Raw genomic sequence first — 24,103 nt, 5'->3', positions numbered from 1 at the left:
TTGTAGATTTGCTAAATACCGTTAATAAACTTTATTTAATTAAATAACAAACTATGTTGAATTTTATTCTGATTGCTGTTGCAGTAATTTTAGTTACAATTGGCTTGGTGAAGCTGGTTGACAAATTTATACCTAATAAATTAAAACCCGTTTTAAACATATTACTTTGGGTGCTTATCGCTTTTTTGGGTTACCAAACTTACATGTCTATTTATGAGCCTATCCAATTTAACAAAGAAAAAAACAAGCGTTATAAAGTAGTTATTGAAAGTTTAAAGGATATTAGAGACTCTCAATTGGCACACAAGCAAGTTACAGGAAAGTTTGCAAAAAACTTTGACGATTTAATCAAGTTTATTGATACTGCCGAGTTTACCATTACCCAAAGACGCGATTCCAGTGAGCTTGACCAAGAAATGACCAAGCGTTACGGCGTTGATACTTTTAAGGATATCGTGATTATAGATACATTAGGTTATGTGCCTGTAAAAGATTCTTTATTTAAAAAGTCTGATCGTTACAAAAAAATGATGAATGTTCCTGTTGGGGAAGATGGTGCCAAATTTAAAATGGAAGCTGGCCATATTGAACAAAACAAGCTTTTAATCCCAGTGTTTGAAGCTTCCGTAGAAAAAGACGTTATTCTTTTCGACCAAAACAAAGACCTTTTGGTACAAGAAAAACAAGTAGTATCGGTTGATGGTGTTAACGGCGATGCCTTAAAAGTAGGCTCAATGAACGAAGTTAACACATCTGGAAACTGGCCAAAAACCTATGGTGCCAACGAATAAAAACACTACCCAAAACAACATATTAGAACTGTCCATTCAAATAAGCTTGAGTGGACTTTCTTTTTGTATATTAAACCGAAACATCCAAACCGTAACCTTTTTAAAAACGGTGAGTTTTGGCAAACAACTTATTCCCTTTGAAGCGCTCGACCAATTGAAACACTTTTTCGATACCGAAAGCGCATTACAGCACGATTTCAATGAAGTTCGGGTGATTCACGATAATAATTTATCGACACTAGTGCCAAAGTCTTTGTTTAACGAAGAGCATTTGGCCGATTACTTAAAGTTCAACTCGAAGATTTTAAAATCGGATTTCATCACGTTCGATTCCATTGAAATCAATCGTAGTGAAAATGTTTATGTACCTTACATCAACATCAACAATTATATTTATGACAAGTTTGGCGATTTCACCTTTAAACATGTTTCTACCGTTTTAGTTGAAGAAATTTTAAAAACGGAAAAAAACTTAGACACTACAAAGGCTTACGTAAACGTTAGTAGCGACCATTTTGAAATTTTAATTGTAAAGAACGGTAAATTGTTATTGTACAATTCGTTTGCATACAGAACCAAAGAAGATTTTATTTATTACATTCTATTCTGTCTGGAGCAATTACAGTTAAGTCCCGAAACAACCAACCTAATCTTTTTGGGCGATATTGATGCCAACGACGACCTTTACGTTATCGCATATAAATACATAAGATTAGTATTTTTGGGCAAACGCGAAGACAATTACAAATACGATTTTAACGCCCAACCCGTAAACGCACACAGTAATTATACCATTATAAAAAGCTTTTAATGCGAATTATTTCAGGATTATACAAAAGCAGAAAAATAGTTGCTCCCAAAAACTTACCAGTGAGGCCTACTACCGATATGGCCAAAGAATCGTTGTTCAATATTTTGAACAATTTGTATTATTTTGATGAAGTTACGGTGCTCGACCTCTTTGCCGGAACGGGAAATATCAGTTACGAATTTGCATCACGTGGCGCTCAACAAATCACGTGTGTGGATCAACATTTTGCCTGTATTAAGTTTATAAACGAAACAGCCAAAAAGTTTGAAATGCCCATTGAAACCATTAAAGCCGATGTGTTCAAGTTTTTAGAAAAGGCCAGCTTTAAAGTGAACATTGTATTTGCCGACCCACCTTACGATTTTACGGATGAAGACTTTGCTAAAATTCCACAATTGGTGTTCCAAAATGACTTTTTGTTGGAAGATGGTATTTTGGTAGTGGAACATTCCAAACACACCAACCTTTCGGAAGTGGAGCATTTCAGCTATTCTAAAAGTTACGGCGGTAGTGTATTCAGCTTTTTTGAAAAAAACGAAGCCTAATTCTTATTAATATCTTTTTTTTCAGTACTTTAGGGTTCTCTTTAAGAGTCCCAGACTTTATGCAACACTAACTTTCTCTCAAAAAGGGAACATTTCTTTTTCTTGAACTTATTTATGGTTTGTATTGAATACTAACTTTAAAACCATAAATAATATGAAAAAACTTCTTTTACTCGGTTTGGCAATTATTGTTTTTATTGCTTGCCAAAACAAACCACAACGTTATTTTGAAGAATCAGCAGAAATTGAAACCGTAAAAGCGGGCATTAAAGCTTACGAAAACCAAGATTGGGAAGCCTGGAAATCGCACTTTGCCGATACCGCTAAAATTTTCCACAACACCAACAAGCCGGCTTCACCATCTGAAATGATAGAAGGTATGCAGCAAATGCTATCCAATTTTTCGTCTTATGGGTTTTCAAAAGAAGGCGGTATACATGAAATGGTTATCGATAAAGACGGAAAAACTTGGGTAAACTATTGGGGAAATTGGGGCGGAAAAGCCAATGTTACCGGAAAACAATTGGTCATTCCCGTTCATTTAACCCTTGAATTTGTTGATGGTAAAATTGTTCAGGAATACGCGTACTACGATACCAGCGGAATATCCAAAACCCTTCAGGAAATTGAAGCTGCTAAAGTGATGGCCGATACTACTTCAATGAATAACTGATTATAATCGTTCAATCAGTCGTTCACTAAAACAGGTTAAATTATTAATTAAAAACAATCTACCTTTTAACCAACTTACTTAACAAAACCCCTTCTTCAATTTAAGAAGGGGTTGTTTATTTAAGCAAATCTATAAGCCGAATTCTGTTCATTCTGAACTCGTTTCAGAATCTCTCCAAAACAAAACCAGAACGTCCCTATCATTTATCTGAATGCACTGTTACCAGTACACTTTAGCTGCCTACCCTCCAGCATCAAACGTGCCGCTTTTAAGCGCTGGTTTACATGGCATTGCACCACATAGAGTTTACCTGATTTCACTACAGCATTACCTGTACATTCTTTCTGTTGCACTTTTCCTGACCTCTCGGCCGGTGGCCATTAACCACTATGTTGCACTACGGTGTTCGGACTTTCCTCCCTTGTGCTGAAACAAGTTCAGCATTCGAGCGATAAGGCGATTTACTTATTGCAAAAGTACAATTGAAAATGCTTAAAAGCTAGGTTTTGTTGGGAAAGAATTGAAGGTTAACCGAAGTTGTAATTTTAACTTATAAAAGCTAGCGCTCATTTGTAACGAGTGCTTTAAATTGTTGTTGATAACTACTAGCAAATTCTACATTCTGTATTTTCAATTATAAATGGAATGATTAACTTTGTTTCTGTTATCAAGGCATCAAAAAAGATGCTGAACTAAATTCAGCAAGATTTGGAACACTTTGTAGTATCGGCACGCAAATACAGACCCCAAACGTTTAAGGACGTGGTTGGGCAGCAGGCCATTACAAACACCTTATTGAATGCCATTGAAAACAACCACTTGGCCCAGGCTTTGTTGTTTACCGGTCCGCGTGGTGTGGGTAAAACCACTTGCGCCCGTATTTTGGCCAAAATGATAAACAGCGACGGTAGCGAAAAGGAAGACGAAGATTTTTCGTTTAACATTTTTGAGCTGGATGCCGCTTCGAACAACTCGGTTGACGATATTAGGAACCTCACCGACCAAGTACGCATTCCGCCGCAAATAGGAAAATATAAAGTATATATTATTGACGAGGTGCACATGCTCTCGCAGGCCGCTTTCAACGCCTTTTTAAAGACCTTGGAAGAACCACCCAGGCACTGTATTTTTATTTTGGCTACTACCGAAAAGCATAAAATCATCCCAACCATTTTATCGCGTTGCCAAATTTTCGATTTTAAGCGTATTACGGTAAACGATGCCAAAGAATATTTAAAGTATATTGCCGACGAACAAGGTATTGATGCCGAAGACGATGCCCTGCACATTATTGCCCAAAAGGCCGATGGTGCCATGCGTGACGCACTTTCAATCTTTGACCGTGTGGTGAGCTTTTCGGGGAAAAATTTAACCCGCCAGGCCGTTACCGAAAACCTGAACGTGCTGGATTACGAAACCTATTTTGAAAGCACCGACCTGATTTTGGAAAACAAAATACCGGAGTTGTTATTGTTGTTCAACAATACGCTTTCCAAAGGGTTTGATGGGCACCATTATATAGCCGGATTGGCCTCGCATTTTCGAGATTTAATGGTTTGTAAAAATCAGCAAACTATTCCACTTTTGGAAGTGGGCGAACAAACCAAAGCCAAATACCAAGAGCAATCACAAAAGGCCTCTCAAGATTTTTTATTGCAGGGCATCAATCTCGCTAACGACTGCGACCTCAAATACAAAAGCAGTAAAAACCAACGATTGCTCGTCGAACTTTGCCTCATGCAACTTGCCTCTATCACTTTTGATGGAGAAAAAAAAAATAGCAAACATTACATAATTCCGGCGTCGTACTTCAAAAAGAAGGGCATTACGCCCATTCCGGTTAAAACGCCTGCACAAGATCAAGTTGTGAAACCTCAGACCAATGTTGAATCCAAACCGGCTCCAACAAAAAAAGTTGAACAATTTCAAGCCAAGCAGCCTCCAAAAATTGAACTCAACAAAGATTCAAAACGCACTTCTGGTTTATCCTTAAAAAGTATCCGTGAGAAAAAAGCCCACCAAATCAAACAAATGGAAGTGGTGGTTAACGAGGAAGATTTACCGAAAGAACCGTTTACCGAAAAGGAATTTATACGGGTTTGGAAGGCTTACATCGATAAAATTACTGTCGATGGACAGCATAACCTAGCCTCTATTTTGTCGATAGACCAACCTAAAATTAAAGGAACCACTGCTCATTTGGAGTACCCCAACGAAACCAATAAAGTGGAAGTTGAGCGCCAACAATACGACCTTTTGGGCTACATAAGGAAAGAACTGAATAACTTCGATATCAATCTGTCGATAACCATTAACGAAGTTAAACAAAAACAATATGCGTACACACCTTTAGAAAAATTTGAAAAACTAAAGGAAAAGAACCCGAATCTTGATGCTTTAAGAAAAGCTTTCGATTTGGATGTATAATGAATTAAAATAGCTGCTATGCTCGGATTAAAACTGCCAACCGACCCACGTTGGGTTAATATTGTAGAAAAAAATATTGAAGAAATACTAACCGATCACGCCTTTTGCGAACAGAAGGCAACAAGCACAGCCATTTCGTTAATTGTAAGTTTTCCTGAATATACTGAATTGGTGCAGGAAATGACTGCTCTGGTAAAAGAGGAAATCAGCCATTTTAAAATGGTTCACGATAAAATTATTGAACGGGGTTGGACTTTGGGGCGCGACCGTCGTGACGATTACGTGGTACAGCTAGTTAAATTTTTCCCTAAAGGGGGTAGTCGAACCACGCAACTGGTACACCGATTGCTATATGCAGCCTTAATTGAAGCGCGTAGCTGCGAACGTTTCAGGTTGTTATCGGAAGAGCTTGAAGATAAGGAATTGGCCGAGTTTTACCGAAAACTTATGGTGAGCGAAGCCAATCATTACACCATGTTTTTAGGTTTTGCCAGAAAGTATGGCAATAAAAAAGAAGTTGACACCAAATGGCAGCAACTTCTTGAATATGAAGCGGAAATAATGCGCGATTTAGGAAAAAGCGAAACTATTCACGGTTAAAATTTATAACCAACACCTATTTGAATGTTTCGGTTTTTGGCTGAAACTCCGGTATTTTCGTGAAACACATTGCCCAATCCGTAGTTGTATCTGGCATCAACATACAGCGCATAGTTTATTTTGTATTCTACACCTGCAACGGCCGAATAGGCTAAATCGACCATATTGTCACCCACTTTATGCACTTTCCATCCTATTTGCGGCCCTAAACCGGCATGGATTTTTTCACTGAATCTAAACCTAAAAAATACAGGCATTTGTATATAATCGAGATGAAGTACTTCTGCTCCAGCACCTTCAGCCGAAAACTGTAATTCTGGAACAATAGAAAACGTTTTTGACAAACCTATGTTGGCGAAAAAGCCAATGTAAATGCTGTTTCGGTGTTTGTTTTCCATAATGGGCGCATCTTCAAAATCTAAATGCGAAATGGTATAACCACCACGTACCCCATATTTTACACCCTGAAAAGTGAAGGTGTTTTGCTTGGGCTCTTCGGTATTAACATTGAGTGAATCTTGATTTTGGGAAAAACCGTAAACGGAAAAACTAAGTACAGTTAAAAGTAATATTTTTTTCATCTGTTGTTTATTTGTAAATCTATCAGATGCTTTGGGCCATATTCAAAAGTCGCTGAAATTCATCATTATGGCTTGCTCATTATTAATAGATTTGGGTTATAATTAATAATATGCACGAATATAAATTATAATTTCAAAACAAAGCAACTAAAAGGCTGAAGTGCAAAATTTTACTGTGTATTGCTAGAAACGGTATCGTAGTATATACTTTTTATAATGCCGTCGGCCAGTCCAATTTTAGGCACAAAAATATCTTTTGCACCGCTCCATTTCATAGCCGAGAGGTATATGCGCATGGCCGGAATAATTACGTCGGCACGGTCTTGATTAAGCCCTAATTCTGAAATACGTTCTTCGTAAGAATACGACTGAAGCGTGTTGTAATACGAAGTCATATAAAAATACGAAAGCGGTTTCCCTAAAGCTTTTCCAGAGATTTTAAATATTTTGTTGATGTTTCCACCGGACCCCAAAACCGAAATTTTTTCGTACTCTTTAACGTTTTCACCAATCCATTCCCTTAGTTCTTGCCACGATTCGTTTAAAACCATATCGTTGAGCAAACGCACCGTACCTATTTTAAAGGAACGCGAAGCTACTTGGTTACCACGGTCTATTACGGTAAACTCGGTACTACCACCACCCACATCAACGTATAAATACGTTTTGTTGGGGTCTATATACTTGTCCAAATCAGTGGCCGCAATAATGGCCGCTTCTTCTTCGCCCCCAATTACATCAATACTAATGCCCGAATGTTCCAACACCTGTTCAACAATTTTTTTACCGTTGGCCGATTCCCTCATGGCCGAAGTAGCACATGCTTTGTATTTAACCACTTTATGAGATTTCATCAGCAATTTAAAAGCCAACATGGTATCGAGAATACGTTCGGTATTTTCTTTGGAAATTTTATTCTTTACAAAAACATCTGCACCCAAACGGATTGGAACACGCACCAACGAGTTTTTTTTAAACGTTACGGGCTTACCTTTTTGTTCAATAATGTTTGAAATAAGTAACCTTACGGCGTTTGAACCAATGTCGATGGCTGCATACTTTTTGATTGAGAGCATATTAGTCTTCTAATTTTTTTTGGTAATAATCGTAAATAGCAAACTGCGATCTTACTTTGGGTTTGTTGTTCACGAGATATTTATTTTCCTGTTCGTCGTTAAGCAAACGGGCTTTAACATTATCGTTCCAACTGATGTTGAAGGTATCAATAATTTCCTGTTTAATATCGGCATCATAAATGGGGCAGCTAACCTCTACCCTATTTTCAATGTTTCGGGTCATCCAATCGGCAGACGAAATATAAAGTTTGGATGCTTCATCCTTTCCAAAGATATAAATTCTTGAATGCTCCAAAAATTTATCGACTACACTGATGACTTCGATATTTTCGCTCATGCCCTCAACACCGGGAATCAAACAACAAAGCCCTCTAACAATCATTTGCACTTTAACACCCGAACGGCTGGCTTCGTATAGTTTATCGACCATGGGGTAGCTCGAAATACTATTCATTTTTAGCCTGATAAGTCCTTCTTCACCATTTTTAACTTTTTCGATTTCCTTATCGATTAATTTGAAAATTTCCTTTTTGGTATAATGTGGCGAAACAATAAGGTGCTTGTATCGGTTTATTCTGTAATTGGCTTCAAAAAATGAGAATATTTTATCGACATCCTTTAGTATTTTTTGATTGGCAGTAAACAAGGTATAATCGGTATACACTTTGGCGGTAGATTCATTGAAGTTTCCTGTGCTTATAAAACCATAGCGCTTTACTTTTTTGCCTTCTTCGCGCTCAATGACACACATTTTACTGTGCACTTTTAGTCCAGGAACACCAAAAATAAGGTTAACGCCCTCATCCTTCATCTGTTGGGCATAATCGATATTAGCCTGCTCATCAAAACGGGCACGGAGCTCAATGGATACCGTAACCGATTTTCCGTTAATGGCAGCATTAATAAGTGAACTCGCAATATGCGATATCTCCGCCAAGCGATATATGGTAATCTTAATGGTTTTTACAGTTGGATCTAAAGCAGCTTCGCGTAAAAATTTCACCACGTACGAAAAGGTTTGGTATGGTGCATGCAGCAAATAATCCTTTTTCGCAATAGGCGGAAATATACTGTCCTGAAGACTTAAGTTTTTTATGGGTAAGGCTTCAATTTTATCGTACATTAAATCGGTTCGTCCCAAACTAGGGAAACCCATATAGTCTCTCCTATTATGGTATCGCCCTCCTGGAATGATACTATCAGTACTATCGATACCCATTTTTTGCATTAAATAATGAAGCGTTTCTTCGTCAATAGTTTTATCGTAAACAAACCTTACCGGTTCTCCCACTTGTCTGTGTTTAACACTATCGGATATTTTCTCAATAAAACTTTTACTCAAATCGCTTTCAAAATCCAATTCGCCATCTCGGGTAATCTTAATCATGTGCGCCGAAATGCTCTTATAATTAAATATGTTGAAAATATCACTGAGGCAATGACGCAGCAAATCATCAATCATAATAATATAATCTTTGCCATCCTGTTTGGGCAGTACCACGAAACGATCTACCGTTTTCGGAATTTCTATAAGCGCGAATTGTTTCTTGTTACCGGGCATCACCATTTTTACGGCCAAATATGCGGCACTGTCTTTTAGATTTGGAAGTACCACCGAATCATTTAAAATAATGGTAACCAACGCAGGGCTAACCGTTTTAAGGAAATATTCCTTTATATAATCGTGTTGCTCACTAGTAATTTCCGTTTCGTTGATTATATAAATGTTTTCTTCCTTAAGCTTTTCGCGAATGGCATTGAGTACACGTAAGCTTTCGGTTTGTTGATCAATAACGATTTGTGTGATGATTTCGAGCAATTCTTCTGCACGTATGCCCCCCAATTCGCTCTTTCCTCCTTTTCCGGCCTCAACAATACGCTTAACTGTAGCATAGCGCACTTTAAAAAATTCATCTAAATTATTGGAGAAAATGCCCAAAAACCGAAGTCGCTCAATCAACGGAACCGTTTCGTCTTCAGCTTCTTGCATTACTCGCGCATTAAAATGCAACCAACTTATTTCTCTGTTTATGTATTTATTATCTGTAGGAATTTCTAATTCAGCCATTAAAATGTATGCTATGTATTTTGAAAAACAAATATATTCTATTTAAGCCAAAAACGAATGCCCAAACCATTAATAAACTGCAAAGAATACCTTATTTTAAATCTTTTGGAAAAATGGTCATTATCGTTTTTCCTGGTTTTAGGTCGGCCCAAGAATTGATGTCAAATTGCAACATCACGGTGCCCGTTGTTGGCACGTTAACAATATATTTATCTCCAAACGTATTTACAAATGCCGTAATAGCGTGGTTGTGCCCAAAAACCATTAAACGATCAACGGCATCATTACAATCTTTAATGACTTGGGTAAGAAGTTCTCCCGAGAAATCGTAAAGATTATGTTCAAATTGCACAATATCACTGCTGATGTTTAAATTCTCAATAAAGATTTCTGCAGTGGTTTTGGCTCTTACGGCATCGCTCGAAATCACTAAATCTATGTTAAAATTTTTATTTTTTAAATGATTCGAAACCAAATTGGCATCATTTAAGCCCCGATTTTTTAAAGGTCTTTCGTGGTCAATGACATCATATTCCCAAGATGATTTGGCATGCCTAACTAAAATTAATTCTTTCATATCAATCGATTAAATGCGTTTTTTGTCGTTAAAAAGTTGTTTTTGTCGATAAAATTCAATTTATTTGCTCATTAAAGCTAATTAAAAATAATGACTAAATCGTAAAAAAACGAAGTTGCATCAATTAAAATTATTAAATTATTCATTATAAACATTTTAACATATTGAATATTCAATCGTTAAAAAACTCATAAAGCCGATAAGATGTCAACAAAAAACTTTTAAACGAATTTATAAGTGATTTACCATGAAATTTTGAACCGTAATTAATATATGTGTTCTTTTGTTTTACCTACAAAAAATTAAAATTATGACCCCAAATCTAATTTCTCGATTAAATGTAGTATTGCTAGCCAATACTATGTCTGTACAACTATCCCTCTTCAAGATTATATTTAACGGTTTGCTGATTGGCAAATTTAGGCATGCTTTGCGTTAATTTTATCGTTGCATACTGTAATTAAATACTGTTATCTGTCGTATCGCCAACTTTATTATTTCTTAATTATGAAAAATAAAACTACTCCATCATTTTTCCTTTTATTCCTGTTTTTGTCCATTTTGTTCTTGTCTAGCAACCAAGTAGTAGCTCAAGAGTATGATATTTATGAGCTAGAAAAAGAAAATCCGTCGGTTAGTAAATCGACCAAAAAAGTTAATAAAAGTAAAAACAGGGCTGAGTTTTATGACCTTTACCAAAACTTGCACACAACCATTTATGTTTCGAACAACACAGTCGATAAAGTTTATGGTGAAGGTGGCATCAAACGAATTACATTAAGCGACAGCAATTCTTTTGCTTTCTTAAATACCGATAACGATCAGTTTAAAGAAGTTAAATTAATAATTGTAAAGTTGAAATCGAAAAACGATTTGAACCAAGTATTGGACTTAAGTAATAGACCTCATTTTGTTAAACTGAAATATGTTTTTCTAAAATGCTACTTCGAATATACTGATGAAGATATTCAAAACTTTATAAAAGTTACCCCCAATGTTAGAGTTTTCCATATCTCGGCAAACCCTTCATAATACAATAATCTGATTTAAAAAGGTTAAAAAATGAGAAACATCTACTCTAAAACAACTTACAAAAGCAAGACTTCAATTAATTTATTGTGCTTAGCTTTTATGCTTATTATATCTGTTTTAGACAGTTATGGTCAAGTTGTATTCAACCCAAGAACATCCAGTGCTACCCCTACCCAAGAAGTATATAGCGTTAAAGGCGACTTTGCCATGATTGGTAATGCCAACCTTAAGTTGGTGAACTACAGTGACACAGCCGACAATGATGATGACATGGAGTACGTTGATGTTGATGGAATTGCAGAAACAATCAATTCTTCGTCAGCCAACCTACTATTTTCTACTGAAAATGGGGCTGTGCCAGAATGTTCAAACATTCTTTATGCTGGTTTATATTGGGTAGGTCGTGCAGATGCCGGAGCCGACACCAATGCTGATGGCGATAATAATCCCAATACGTTTAATGTAACCCATAATGGATCTCCAAAATCCCTAAATAAAACCCAAGTGCGTTTAAAAGGACCTGGAGACACCACATATCAGCTTATCTCAGCTTCAACCAACCCAAACCCCGAAATAAATTATCCTACAAATGGAAATAACCGCAATATCTATGTTGGCTACTCCGAAGTTACTGATTTTGTTAAAGCCCGTGGTTTAGGTGAATATACTGTTGCGGATATCGCCTTAAGAGAAGGAAACATTGATGTTACTGGGTTTTCTGGCGGGTGGGGCATGGTTGTAGTCTATGAAAATTCTAAAATGAAATGGAGAGACATTACGGTTTTTGATGGCTATGCCTATGTTGGTGCCGGCGGATTGCCACAAACCATTTCAGCTTCTGGCTTTGATGCTGTTCAAAATGGTGATGTAAACTTAAAATTGGGACTAATGGCTAGCGAAGGTGAAGTAGGTTGGGCCGGAGATTTCTTTTCTATTGAGCAACAAAATTCTGGTATTTTTCAACCCCTATCACATAGCAGAAATACTACTACTAACTTTTTTAACTCTTCAATATTAGTCGATAACGATGGAGATTCATTTGATGACCCTAGAGATGAATCTAGACAAAATAATGCTGGTCTAGACGTGGTGGTATTCAATGTTGACAATTCAGGTAATTCACTGATAGACAACGGACAAACCTCTACTAGATTTCGATATGGCACTGTGAATGACTCTTATGCTATATTTAACGTTACATTTGCCGTAGATGCTTATATTCCGGAGCCTGAAGTCGTTATTACCAACACTTCAATAAATGGGAATCCTCCAAGTGGAACAAACTCATCTTTACAACCTTCACAAAGTGCTATCTTTACCATTGATATCAGAAACACAGGGACCGAAGATATTACTAACGGGATCATCACTATTCCGCTCACAGAAGCTATAGACCCTACTAATCTAAATCTCAGTTCTAACGTTTATCCGCCGCTAAACAACACAACAAACCCAAATACGCCATTTTATGATTCTAGTGTTGGCCCATTTGGAAGTATCATTTGGGAAATAGGAGGTTTACCTCTTCCAACCGATCCTGATACTGTTTTGGCAGATTTAAGTTTTTCATTAACAGTTACAACCGATTGTTCTATATTGGGAGATAGTAATTTCGAACCCAATGTTTCCGTTACAGGAAACATTGGCGGTGAAGGAGCCATATCGGGTGTGGCATTTATTACCGATTTAATTTTAGGGTATCAAGAAAATGGGACATGCGTCGGTGAACCAATTACCGGAGAACTTCAAATACCCATTGATTATGAAGATTACGTTAACTCACCTCCTACCGCCAGCAATCCAGAACCTATAAATTTGGAATGTACGGATACCATCCCAGACCCAGATTTCAATGTTGTAACTGATGAGGCTGATAACTCTGGTATCCCTCCAATAGTAACTTGGCTATCTGATGTTTCAGATAATGGAGCTTGTACCGAAGTAATCACCAGAACCTATAGAGTTACTGATGATTGTGGTAATTTTATTGATGTTGAACAAACCATTACTATCACAACTCCCGCCTTCACCATCGCCGATGCAGACGGAGGAAGTACTGTGGAATGTATCGCCGATGCCACCGAAACCTTTACTCTACCAACGGTTACGGATGCCTGTGGCAATACCCTGTCGCCATCGGCTGCAGTGGTTACCGAAGACCCAGACCCACTGACCTGTGAAGGAACAAGAACATACGCTTATACCTATGAGGACTGTGCAGGAAACACCGCTACTTGGGCATTCATTTACACCATCAACACCCCCGCCTTCACCATCGCCGATGAAGATGGGGGGAGCACCGTAGAGTGCATCGCCGATGCCACCGAAACCTTCACCCTGCCAACAGTTACCGATGCCTGTGGCAACACCCTGTCGCCATCGGCTGCTGTGGTTACCGAAGACCCGGACCCGCTGACCTGTGAAGGAACAAGAACATATACTTACACCTACGAAGACTGTGCAGGAAATACCGATACTTGGGCATTCATTTACACCATCAACACCCCCGCCTTCACCATCGCCGATGAAGATGGGGGGAGCACCGTAGAGTGCATCGCCGATGCCACCGAAACCTTCACCTTGCCAACAGTTACGGATGCCTGTGGCAATACCCTGTCACCCTCGGCTGCAGTGGTTACCGAAGACCCGGACCCGCTGACCTGTGAAGGAACAAGAACATATACTTACACCTACGAAGACTGTGCAGGAAATACCGATACTTGGGCATTCAATTACACCATTGAACGTACTGCGTTTACATTACCGGCAAACGGAGGCGAAACAGTAGCCAACCTTGCGGAAGCAACAGAACCCGTGCCACCAACTGTTTTCGACAATTGTGGAAACGAACTGACGCCATCTGAACCGGAAAAATCGGAAACACCAGATTGCCAAGGTTCGGTTGAATATGCCTTTAACTATGTTGACTGTGCAGGAAATATTGCAGAATGGACTTATACCTATACCGTGGAACTGGCTCCGTTTACACTGCCAGAAGACGACGGCAGCACCATAAGCTGTATTGAAAACGCCACAGTGCCTACACCGCCCACTATTAACGACGCCAATGGAAACAATATCGTTCCCGTAATGACCGAGAATGCCAACCCAGAATGTGAAGGGGAAAAAATATATACTTTTACCTATACCGACTGTGCTGGCAACTCCGACGTTTGGAACTACACCTATACCATTGATATTCCCGCATTTACCATTGCAGATGCAGATGGGGAGAGCACTGTGGAATGTATTAACGATGCCACCGAAACCTTCGCCCTGCCAACAGTTACCGATGCCTGTGGCAATACCTTGTCGCCATCGGCTGTTGTGGTTACCGAAGACCCGGACCCGTTGACCTGTGAAGGAACGAGAAAATACGAGTACACCTACGAAGACTGTGCAGGAAATACCGCTACTTGGGAGTACACTTACACCATTGATACTCCCGCATTTACCATTGCAGATGCAGACGGAGGGAGTACCGTGGAATGTATCGCCGATGCCACCGAAACCTTCACCTTGCCAACGGTTACCGATGCCTGTGGCAATACCCTGTCGCCCTCGGCTGCAGTGGTTACCGAAGACCCGGACCCGCTGACCTGTGAAGGTACGAGAAAATACGAGTACACCTACGAAGACTGTGCAGGAAATACCGATACTTGGGCATTCATTTACACCATTGAACGTACCGCGTTTACATTACCGGCAAACGGAGGGGAAACAGTAGCCAACCTTGCGGAAGCAACAGAACCCGTGCCACCAACTGTTTTCGATAATTGTGGAAACGAACTAACGCCATCGGAAGCAGAAAAATCGGAAACACCAGATTGCCAAGGCTCTGTGGTATATAGTTTTACCTATGAAGACTGTGCCGAAAACACCGCAGCTTGGACTTATACCTACACCGTAGAACTGGCTCCGTTTACACTACCAGAAGACGATGGCAGTACCATAAGCTGTATTGAAGACGCAACAGTGCCCACGCCGCCCACTATTAACGATGCCAATGGTAACAATATCGTACCCGTAATGACCGAGAATACCCCAGGCTGCGAGGACGACAAAATTTACACTTTTACCTATACAGATTGCGCAAATAATACTGGTGTTTGGACTTATACTTATGTCTTTGACTTACCAACAATCAATTACAATGAACCCGAGGAACTTGAAGTAGATTCCTGTGATTTTGAAGACCAAGAAGCAATTAACAACGCGTTTACCACTTGGGTTAACGAACAGACTGATGCCATAGCATTTAGTGGCGGATGTGATCCCCAACTAAGCAACAACAGTACATCTGTTGCCATCCCACAATATTGTGATGGCGGAACGGCAACCGTGGCCTGGACCATTACCGACCGTTGCCAAAACATCACGGTCTCTGCCGATTTTATTTTAAACAGACAACAGAACGTGGAGCACGAAGAGCCTAAGAACGAAACCGTGAACGCATGCGTTTTTTACAGTGATGACCCGATAGCCGCTCAAGAGACTTTGGACAACGCCATTGCTGAATGGGTAACCGCCCAAACCGAATTGAACAGAACTACCCTAATCGGTGGATGCTCGCCGACCGTGTCGCACAACTTCGCCGAACAGCCACAGAGCATCGATTTGTGTACGGGAGGGGCTATTACCGTAACATGGAGCATCAACGATTTTTGCCAAGGGCACACGCACGAGGCGACTTACACCGTTGTGGCACCGGAAGCGTTGATCTACGATAATCCCCAAGATGACTCATCTACCGCTTCTGAGTTTGACCACCCCGATGCCAACGTGGCGCAACAGAACCTTGATGACGATATCGCGGCATGGGTAGCGGCTCAGAACGATGCCATTATCAATAGCTTTGACGGCGGTTGTAACCCTATCGTTACCAACAATTTTACCGACCAGTCCCTTTCATTTTGCACCTCGGGAAGCATAGAAATTACATGGACAGTCGAGGATTTATGCGGGACTACCCAAACAAAGGCCACCTATACCTTTACACAACCTGACGGCATCAGTTTCACTAACCCGAGCAATGAGACCTTTAGCACATGCAATTTCTTCAACGAAGACCCTCAGGCTGCACAAAACGAACTTGACACCGCTATTGCCGATTGGGTAACCGAACAGACCGATATTATAATCCAGAACCTTTCTGGAGGCTCTCCGGATGTGACCCACGATTACAGTGGTGCGACCATTGACCTTTGTGAAGGTGGAAGCATCAACGTTGAATGGAGTATCGACGATATTTGCGAGACCATCAATGTCTCTGCTTCGTATTCAGTTGTACCTGCAGAAATCATCGCATATAGCGCTCCGTCCGATTTAGATGCACAGTCCTGTGACTATGCCGACCAAAATGAAGTGGATACCGCATTCAACAATTGGGTAGCGACACAGACCGCGGCCTTTGGGGTTATTGGAGGTTGCAGTCCAACACTGGCAAACAACAGCGCAACTGCCACCATCCCGCAACTGTGCGACGGCGGTTCGGCCTCCGTTACCTGGACCATTACCGATTTGTGTGAGACCATTAATGTTTCTGCCGATTTTACAATAACACCAACGGCCACGGCTACATTTACAAATCCATCCAATGGCTCTTCGGATGCATGCGATTATAGCACCGACAACCTTGCTACGGCACAAAACAGCTTAAATTCAGACATCATTACATGGGTAAACACCCAAACCCAGAATATTGACGGTAATTTTTCTGGAGGTTGTTCTCCAACGGTTTCCAACGATTTTGAAAATCAAACTATCGACTTCTGTACTGGCGGAGCTATTACCATTAATTGGGAAATAACTGACTTATGCGATACCATCAATGTAAGTGCGACTTACACCTATACAGCACCACAGGCTCCAGCTTTTGTACAAAATCTTCCAACAGATATAACCGTTGAATGCGATGCTGTTCCTACTGCAGATGCATTAACGGCTTCGAATTCTTGTGGTGTTATAGATGTAACCTATACGGAAGACAGAACCGATGGAGATTGCCCAAGCACTTATACCTTATTAAGAACTTGGAGCGCAACTAATATATGTGGTGTTACTACAACACACCAGCAAACCATTACCGTACAAGATACTACGCCTCCTGTGCTTACTTTACCAGATAACGTAACCGCAGAGTGTAGTGACGATTTAACACCAATAGCTTTCGGTGAAGCTACAGCAACCGATAATTGTGATGCAAATCCTATTATTACTTATGAAGACAATATCACAAATGGTGCTTGCCCTGGTGATTATACCATAACCCGTAGATGGATGGCTACTGATGCCTGCGGAAATGTAGCAACTGCCGACCAAACTATTTCAACATCAGATACTACAGCACCGGTATTCGATCAAACGAATCTTCCCGGAAATGTAGTGGTTGAATGTACTGGCGTGCCAGAACCTGAAATATTAACCGCAACCGACAATTGTGGTACTGCTGTGGTTACTGTTGAAGATGTAAGAACCGACGGAAACTGTTCAGGAAACTACGTTATCACGAGATCATACACCGCTACTGACGAATGTGGGATTACCAATACCCATGTTCAAACCATTACGGTACAGGACACCACACCACCAGTGTTTGTTGAAGATTTTCCTTTAGCAAGAATTGTGGTTGAATGCGATGCCATTCCAACGCCTGAAACCTTAACAGCTACCGATACTTGTGGTTCGGCTACAGTTTCAGTAAGTGATACAAGAACCGATGGTACTTGTCCGAATAGTTACACTTTGGCCCGTACATGGACGGCTGAAGACGAATGTGGATTAACAACAACGTTCACACAAATCATAACCGTTCAAGATACAACGCCACCAACTTTTGTGGAAACTTTACCGCGCGATGTTACTGTAGAATGCGATGCCATTCCAGATGTTGCTTCTATCACCGCAACTGATAATTGTGGTGATGCCGTAGTAACTGTAAACGATGTAAGGACCGATGGCAGTTGTCCAAACAGCTACACCATAGAACGTACTTATACGGCTACCGATGAGTGTGATTTAACCACCACACATAAGCAAATCATTTCGGTGCAAGATACAACTGCTCCTGTGCCTACAACAGCTTATCAAGAAACCATAAACACTAGCTGTATTGATATTGAGGCTGCCCCTGAATTGGAGTTTACCGATAACTGTTCAACCAACGTTATTGTAGAGTTTGAAGAAACAAGTACTTTCGAAGAAGGCGTTTTTGCAGATTACCAAGTGATAAGAACTTGGACGGTACGTGATGCTTGTAATAACGAAGCTGTTTATACACAAACTGTAAATGTGACTTTAGATATCATCGAAACCCAAGTTGTCGCTGACGACAGATGTTTTGATGACGGCCCAGTTAACCTTAGAGATTTCCTTTCAGAAAGTGTAACCTCTGGGACTTGGGAAATTATTGAAGGCAACCCATTAGCCACTGTTGAAGGTGACATTTTCGACCCAACAAACTTGGAGGATGCTTATACCGAAGAGTTCAACCCGAACACCGAAGGCATCACTTATCTGTTGCGATTCACCGGGTTTGAAGATGGCTGTATGAACGTTACCGACGTGACCATGGTTATTGATGCCAAATGTAAAGTATTGCCATGTGGCGAAAGCGATATAATCATTTCAAAAGCCATTACCCCAAATGGTGACTTCATAAATGACACTTTCGATATTTCTGGTATTGAGCTATGTGGCTTTATTGCCGAAGTAAAAATATTCAACCGTTGGGGGGCTTTGGTTTATGAATCCAACCGATATACATTGGGAAGCAAAAAAACCAATGGTGAAACAGGCGACTGGGACGGAAGTTCTCCAAGTTCATCCTTCGGAAGCTCTGGCAAGTTACCAAACGGCACCTATTATTACATTATAAATTTAAGAGATAGTGGACTCAGTCCATTAACAGGCCCCATATATTTAGGAACCAAATAAACATTAACCTATGAAATGAACCTTAACGGTATTTCGAAATTTAGCCGAAATGGTTGTTATGGTGAATGACATCTGAAAAAACAAGAACGTAAAATTTAAACAGATGAAATTTATTAAAACTAATATAATTGTTATTGCACTATTTAGCTGTGTTTATTCAGTGGCGCAACAGTTGCCGCAATTTACCCAGTATATGTACAATACCATCTCTATAAACCCCGCTTACGCCGGCAGTAGAGAAGCGCTTAGTATTGTTGGTTTGCACCGTAGCCAATGGGTGGGCTTTAAAGGCGGGCCAATAACCCAAACCCTATCCATACACACCCCGTTGAGAAACGACAGAATTGGCTTAGGGCTCTCGTTCATGGAAGACGACTTGGGCCCAGAAAACTTCACATATCTATATGGAGATTTTTCATATGCTATCCCAACAGGCTACAATAGCAAACTGGCCTTTGGCATAAAAGGTGGGTTTACCCAATACAGTTTGGATGACGATTTTAGAAACGATGTTTCGAATGATGATTATTTTGACTACTACGAAAACAAATGGGACCCTAACATTGGGCTTGGGGTGTACTGGAGCAGTAACCGGGTATATTTTGGCCTTTCGGCCCCCCGCATATTAAAAACCGACAAAAACAAAACCAAAGATTACGAAGCTCTGGAAGTCATCAGTTACTATTTTACCGGTGGTCTTGTATTAGATTTGAACAAAAGCATAAAATTTAAGCCAGCATTTTTAATAAAAGCCACCAATGGGGCTCCTGTTTCATACGATCTTACTGCCAACTTCCTTTTCAATGAAAAGTTCTGGTTTGGCGGATCATATAGGATTAACGAATATACCGCGGCCATTGGAGGTATTGTAGATTTTCAGGTATCGAGACAATTGCGTGTAGGTTATGCCTACGAAAAACCGCTGTCTGAAATTGCCGATCACACCACCGGAACCCACGAAATTCTCTTGATTTACGAATTCAAATTCATAAACTCAAAACTAAAATCACCAAGATATTTTTAATACTAATTATCTATGAATCGTAAAAACTGCATATTAGTTGGTATCGGAATCTTAATGAGTATTTCGGTGTTTTCTCAACAAGGAAAACAAAAAAGAGCCGATACCCTCTTCAACAAATTTTCATTTGTAAAAGCGGCCAAAGTTTATACAGAGCTGGTTCAAAATAATTACAATAGAGATTATGCTACCAGAAAACTGGCCGATTGTTATGCGCTTTTAAGAGACCCCAGAAATGCCTCTCGATACTACAAGAGTGTGGTGAAGCAAAAAAATGTTCCGGTGGAATATTATTATAAATATGCCCAGTCGTTACGGGGTATGAAAAAATACGATGAGTCACAAATCTGGCTTCAACGGTTTAAAGACTCCGGTGGTGTTGTAGATGCCGACGATTTTTCAAAAGACATCAATTTTATTACCAGTGTATTTGGCGCCAAACAACAGTATTTTTTAGACCGCGTTCGGTTCAATTCCAAATACAGCGATTTTGGTGCTTTCGAGCATAACGGAAAAGTATATTTTGCCTCATCACGTGATGAGGGCGTGGCCATTAAACGTGTGTATGGCTGGAATGAACAGCCTTTCCTTGATGTTTACGTTGCCGAAACTGGCAGTAGACGAAATGTAGACCATACCGCCAAAATAAAAGGCGACGTTAATTCCATTTACCATGATGGGCCAGTGACTATCACCAAAGATGGTAAAACCATGTATTTTTCCCGAAATAATTTTAAGGACGATATTGAGGTGAAAAGTAAAGGAGGACTGACCAACATGAAAATCTATCGGGCCACATTAGTTGATAGCGTTTGGACCAACATTGAAGACCTATCCATAAATGGCGATAATTTTTCAACCCAACACGCTGCATTGAATAAAGACGACAGTAAACTTTATTTTGCTTCAGACCGCCCCGGTTCCATTGGCGGATCTGATATTTGGGTGGTCGATATTTTCCCAGATGGAACTCTAAGAAATTTACAAAATCTTGGCGATGTGGTAAACACCAAAGGGGCTGAAGGCTTTCCGTTTATCAACAATGAAGATATTTTATTTTTCTCTTCAGACGGACATACGGGTCTTGGATTACTTGATGTTTTCGCTAGTATTAAAGATGAGGAAGATGAATCGAAAATTGTTGATGTTATAAACCTTGGAATACCAATAAACTCCAATAGTGATGATTTTGCTTTCACGATGAATCAAGATGGTATTACTGGGTATTTTGCTTCAAACCGACGTGGTGGTCGTGGCAGTGATGATATTTATGCGTACCACCGAGAACCTGTTTTGCATGTTGAGGGCGTGGTTACCGATGCCATTAACTCCAACCCGATTCAAGGTGCAAAAATTACACTTTATGATGAAAACGACCAGCCAGTGGCAGATATGCTTACCGATGAAAATGGCTATTATCAAATCAATATAGATAGAAACAGAGACTATAAAATTGTTGCCAGTCAAGACCAATATATTGACGATTACAGAAAGTTTACATCAAAAAATATTCAAACCGAGCTTATCACGATAAATGCTAATCTGTTGCTGAACCCTGTTCAGGATGTGGTAAAACTAGCCAAATTGGATTTGAACACCATTTATTTTGATTTCGACAAACATACCATCAGAAAAGATGCCGCTGTTGAATTGGATAAAATTGTGAGCTTGATGAAAAACGATTATCCTGAAATGGTCATCCGTATTGAATCGCATACCGATTCGCGAGGAAGATTGTCTTACAATGATAAATTGTCAATCGACAGAGCCAATGCCACATACGAATATTTAATTTCAAAAGGCATAGCTCCAGAGCGTATTACCGAGCACCAAGGTTTTGGTGAACGCCGATTAACCAACGGTTGTGAAGATGGTGTAAACTGTGAGGAAGAACAGCACCAAAAAAACAGACGTACCCAATTTATTGTGGTTAAAATGGAATAAAACGTTACAGCCCTTTATGATAAAACCACAACATACCGCATAAGATTTTTTAATTAAAAAAGTCCCCATGAAATTAAAAAACTACATTATAACCTGCTCTTTAGTGTTATTGGCATTAAACGTCAATGCCCAAGAAAGTGCGCTAAAAAAAGCCAACAGCAAATTCGATAAATATGCTTTTGTAGATGCAGCAAGCGCCTATAAAGAGCTTATTGAAAAAGGCTATCATACAGATTATGCCACTCGGAAGTTGGCCGATTGTTACGCTTATATACGAAGTCCTGAAAAGGCTGTAGTGTATTACGAGATGGCAGTGCAGCAAGAACATGTGCCAATAGATTATTATTATAAATATGCCCAAGCCCTTCGAGGTATAAAAGACTATAAAGAGTCTAGAGTGTGGTTGGAAAAATTTTATAATGCTGGCGGAACCATAAATGAAAGCTTATACCGCAAAGATGGAGAATTTCTGAATTCCATTTTTAATGCCGAGCATCAATATTTTCTTGAAGATGTCAATTTTAATTCGAAACTAAGTGAATTCGGGGCTTATGAAAATAACGGTAATTTGTATTTTGTTTCCTCACGTGACGAAGGCGTTGCCATAAAACGTAAGTATGCATGGAATAAAGAACCTTTTTTAGATGTATACGTTACTAATAAAAATGCTTTGGACACCATCAAAATCGACCACTCCAACAAACTAAAAGGTAAAGTGAATTCGGTTTATCACGATGGGCCAATCACCATCACCAATGATGGGAAAACCATGTATTTTTCAAGAACCAATTTTATAAAAAACACTTTAAGTCGTGATAATTCGGGTATTTCAAGCCTTAAAATTTACAAAGCAACATTAGTTGATGACTCTTGGACAAACATTGAGGAGTTACCTTTTAATGATGACACCTATTCCAATGGCCACCCCGCTTTAAGCGCCGACGGTTCTAAATTATATTTTGCCTCTAATATGCCAGGTGGTTTTGGTGGTACCGATCTTTATTATGTTGACATTAACAATGATGCTACTTTCGGAAAACCCCAAAATTTAGGAAGCACAGTAAATACCTCAAAAAATGAACGTTTTCCATTTGTTAATAATGAAGGTGCGCTATTCTTTTCTTCCGATGGCCACCACGGATTAGGCCTATTGGATATATTCGTTGCCGTTACCGATGCAAACAATGGTTTTGTTAACGTGGTTAATCTCGGTGTTCCGGTGAATTCCAGTAAAGACGATTTCTCCTTTTTTGTGGACGACAGTGGCACATCGGGCTATTTTGCCTCAAACCGAAACGGCGGGCTTGGCAGTGACGATATTTACGCTTTTAACAGAAAATTACGCACAAAACTGGAAGGCACTATTTACGATGCTGAAAACAATGTACCGTTACCAAATGCCATAGTAACCCTAATGGATTCCAGCGGAAAAGAAATCGCGTCTTTCCCAACGAATGAAAACGGAACATATGAAGTCAATATAAATCAAGACACCGATTATATAGTGAATATTTCAAAAGAAGGCTACTTAAACCTAACTACTCCGGTGAGCTCGAAAGGTTTGGCGCCATCAGTTAAAAGTCTTACTGTTGACTTTTCATTGGAACCAACGGCCAAACCCAAAAAAGAAGAACCGATTAGCGATCTCGGCCCTATTTACTTTAATTTTGATAGTGCCAGCATCAGAAATGAAGACACCACCGAGTTAGACCGCATTGTTGATTTGATGCAGAATCAATATCCAGAAATGACTATTGAAATCCAATCGCATTCCGATTCGAGAGGACCTTCATCTTATAATTTAGTTTTATCTGAAAGACGAGCCAAATCCACTTATGATTATTTAATTTCTAAAGGTATCAATGCAGATAGAATTGAATCCTACAAAGGTTATGGAGAGAATAAACTGATGAATGGATGCGACGGCACAATTAAGTGTACCGAAAATCAACATCAACTTAACAGACGAACCAATTTTATAGTCATAAAGATTAAATAAAATTTCAACAACAAGCCCCGGTT

15 protein-coding genes and 1 other RNA gene are annotated in these 24,103 nt (G+C 39.6%); 11 read left to right on the top strand and 5 right to left on the bottom strand.

Annotation, left to right across the window (positions count from 1 at the left end; genetic code table 11):
- Positions 1-53: 53 nt before the first annotated feature.
- The 4 genes from ABI125_09105 to ABI125_09090 all read left to right on the top strand — a co-directional run bounded on the left by ABI125_09105 (position 54) and on the right by ABI125_09090 (position 2,820).
- On the top strand, positions 54-791 hold the full coding sequence (locus tag ABI125_09105; GenBank protein ID XCF04885.1) for a hypothetical protein: 738 nt from the start codon (positions 54-56) through the stop codon (positions 789-791).
- Positions 775-1,602: a DUF3822 family protein gene (locus ABI125_09100; protein ID XCF04884.1), complete on the top strand. Its 828-nt coding sequence runs from the start codon at positions 775-777 to the stop codon at positions 1,600-1,602. The genes ABI125_09105 and ABI125_09100 overlap by 17 nt, the downstream gene beginning before the upstream one ends.
- Positions 1,602-2,147: a 16S rRNA (guanine(966)-N(2))-methyltransferase RsmD gene (gene rsmD / locus ABI125_09095; GenBank protein ID XCF04883.1), complete on the top strand. Its 546-nt coding sequence runs from the start codon at positions 1,602-1,604 to the stop codon at positions 2,145-2,147. The genes ABI125_09100 and rsmD overlap by 1 nt, the downstream gene beginning before the upstream one ends.
- A 154-nt stretch (positions 2,148-2,301) precedes the next feature.
- The gene (locus ABI125_09090; protein XCF04882.1) at positions 2,302-2,820 is read left to right on the top strand and encodes a nuclear transport factor 2 family protein; all 519 of its coding nucleotides are present in this window, start codon (positions 2,302-2,304) and stop codon (positions 2,818-2,820) included.
- A 116-nt stretch (positions 2,821-2,936) separates the two neighbouring features.
- On the opposite strand, the gene rnpB is transcribed toward ABI125_09090, so the two are convergent.
- Positions 2,937-3,288: RNase P RNA component class A (rnpB, locus tag ABI125_09085), an RNA gene on the bottom strand.
- Positions 3,289-3,528: 240 nt separating this feature from the next.
- Here rnpB and dnaX point away from each other — a divergent pair.
- Entirely contained in the window at positions 3,529-5,247 is a 1,719-nt protein-coding gene (gene dnaX, locus ABI125_09080; GenBank protein XCF04881.1) for a DNA polymerase III subunit gamma/tau, read from the top strand.
- A gap of 18 nt (positions 5,248-5,265) precedes the next feature.
- Complete coding sequence (locus ABI125_09075) at positions 5,266-5,847, top strand: tRNA-(ms[2]io[6]A)-hydroxylase (GenBank protein XCF04880.1); 582 nt, start codon at positions 5,266-5,268, stop codon at positions 5,845-5,847.
- On the opposite strand, the gene ABI125_09070 is transcribed toward ABI125_09075, so the two are convergent.
- The 4 genes from ABI125_09070 to ABI125_09055 all read right to left on the bottom strand — a co-directional run bounded on the left by ABI125_09070 (position 5,844) and on the right by ABI125_09055 (position 10,149).
- The gene (locus ABI125_09070; GenBank protein ID XCF04879.1) at positions 5,844-6,428 is read right to left on the bottom strand and encodes a porin family protein; all 585 of its coding nucleotides are present in this window, start codon (positions 6,426-6,428) and stop codon (positions 5,844-5,846) included. The genes ABI125_09075 and ABI125_09070 overlap by 4 nt on opposite strands.
- A gap of 170 nt (positions 6,429-6,598) precedes the next feature.
- Positions 6,599-7,504, bottom strand: a complete 906-nt coding sequence (locus ABI125_09065; GenBank protein XCF04878.1) for an exopolyphosphatase — start codon at positions 7,502-7,504, stop codon at positions 6,599-6,601.
- Position 7,505: 1 nt separating this feature from the next.
- Complete coding sequence (gene ppk1 / locus ABI125_09060; GenBank protein XCF04877.1) at positions 7,506-9,572, bottom strand: polyphosphate kinase 1; 2,067 nt, start codon at positions 9,570-9,572, stop codon at positions 7,506-7,508.
- A 91-nt stretch (positions 9,573-9,663) separates the two neighbouring features.
- Positions 9,664-10,149 (bottom strand): histidine phosphatase family protein, encoded by a 486-nt coding sequence (locus tag ABI125_09055; GenBank protein XCF04876.1) that lies wholly within the window; start codon positions 10,147-10,149, stop codon positions 9,664-9,666.
- Between the two features lie 507 nt (positions 10,150-10,656).
- Here ABI125_09055 and ABI125_09050 point away from each other — a divergent pair.
- The 5 genes from ABI125_09050 to ABI125_09030 all read left to right on the top strand — a co-directional run bounded on the left by ABI125_09050 (position 10,657) and on the right by ABI125_09030 (position 24,080).
- Complete coding sequence (locus tag ABI125_09050; GenBank protein XCF04875.1) at positions 10,657-11,181, top strand: hypothetical protein; 525 nt, start codon at positions 10,657-10,659, stop codon at positions 11,179-11,181.
- 30 nt (positions 11,182-11,211) lie between these two features.
- A complete protein-coding gene (locus ABI125_09045; protein ID XCF04874.1) occupies positions 11,212-19,116 on the top strand; it encodes a gliding motility-associated C-terminal domain-containing protein in 7,905 nt (2,634 codons plus the stop codon).
- 103 nt (positions 19,117-19,219) lie between these two features.
- Positions 19,220-20,140, top strand: a complete 921-nt coding sequence (locus tag ABI125_09040) for a type IX secretion system membrane protein PorP/SprF (GenBank protein ID XCF04873.1) — start codon at positions 19,220-19,222, stop codon at positions 20,138-20,140.
- 12 nt (positions 20,141-20,152) lie between these two features.
- A complete protein-coding gene (locus tag ABI125_09035; GenBank protein XCF04872.1) occupies positions 20,153-22,081 on the top strand; it encodes an OmpA family protein in 1,929 nt (642 codons plus the stop codon).
- Positions 22,082-22,148: 67 nt separating this feature from the next.
- Positions 22,149-24,080, top strand: coding sequence for an OmpA family protein (locus tag ABI125_09030; protein XCF04871.1), 1,932 nt, complete (start codon positions 22,149-22,151; stop codon positions 24,078-24,080).
- The last annotated feature ends 23 nt before the right edge of the window (positions 24,081-24,103 follow it).

It is taken from the genome of Tamlana crocina (assembly GCA_040429635.1).
Classification (GTDB): Bacteria; Bacteroidota; Bacteroidia; order Flavobacteriales; family Flavobacteriaceae; genus Flavisericum; species Flavisericum crocinum.
The sequence above is the reverse complement of the archived record's forward strand: the minus strand, read 5'-3'. Positions and strand labels throughout refer to the sequence as shown.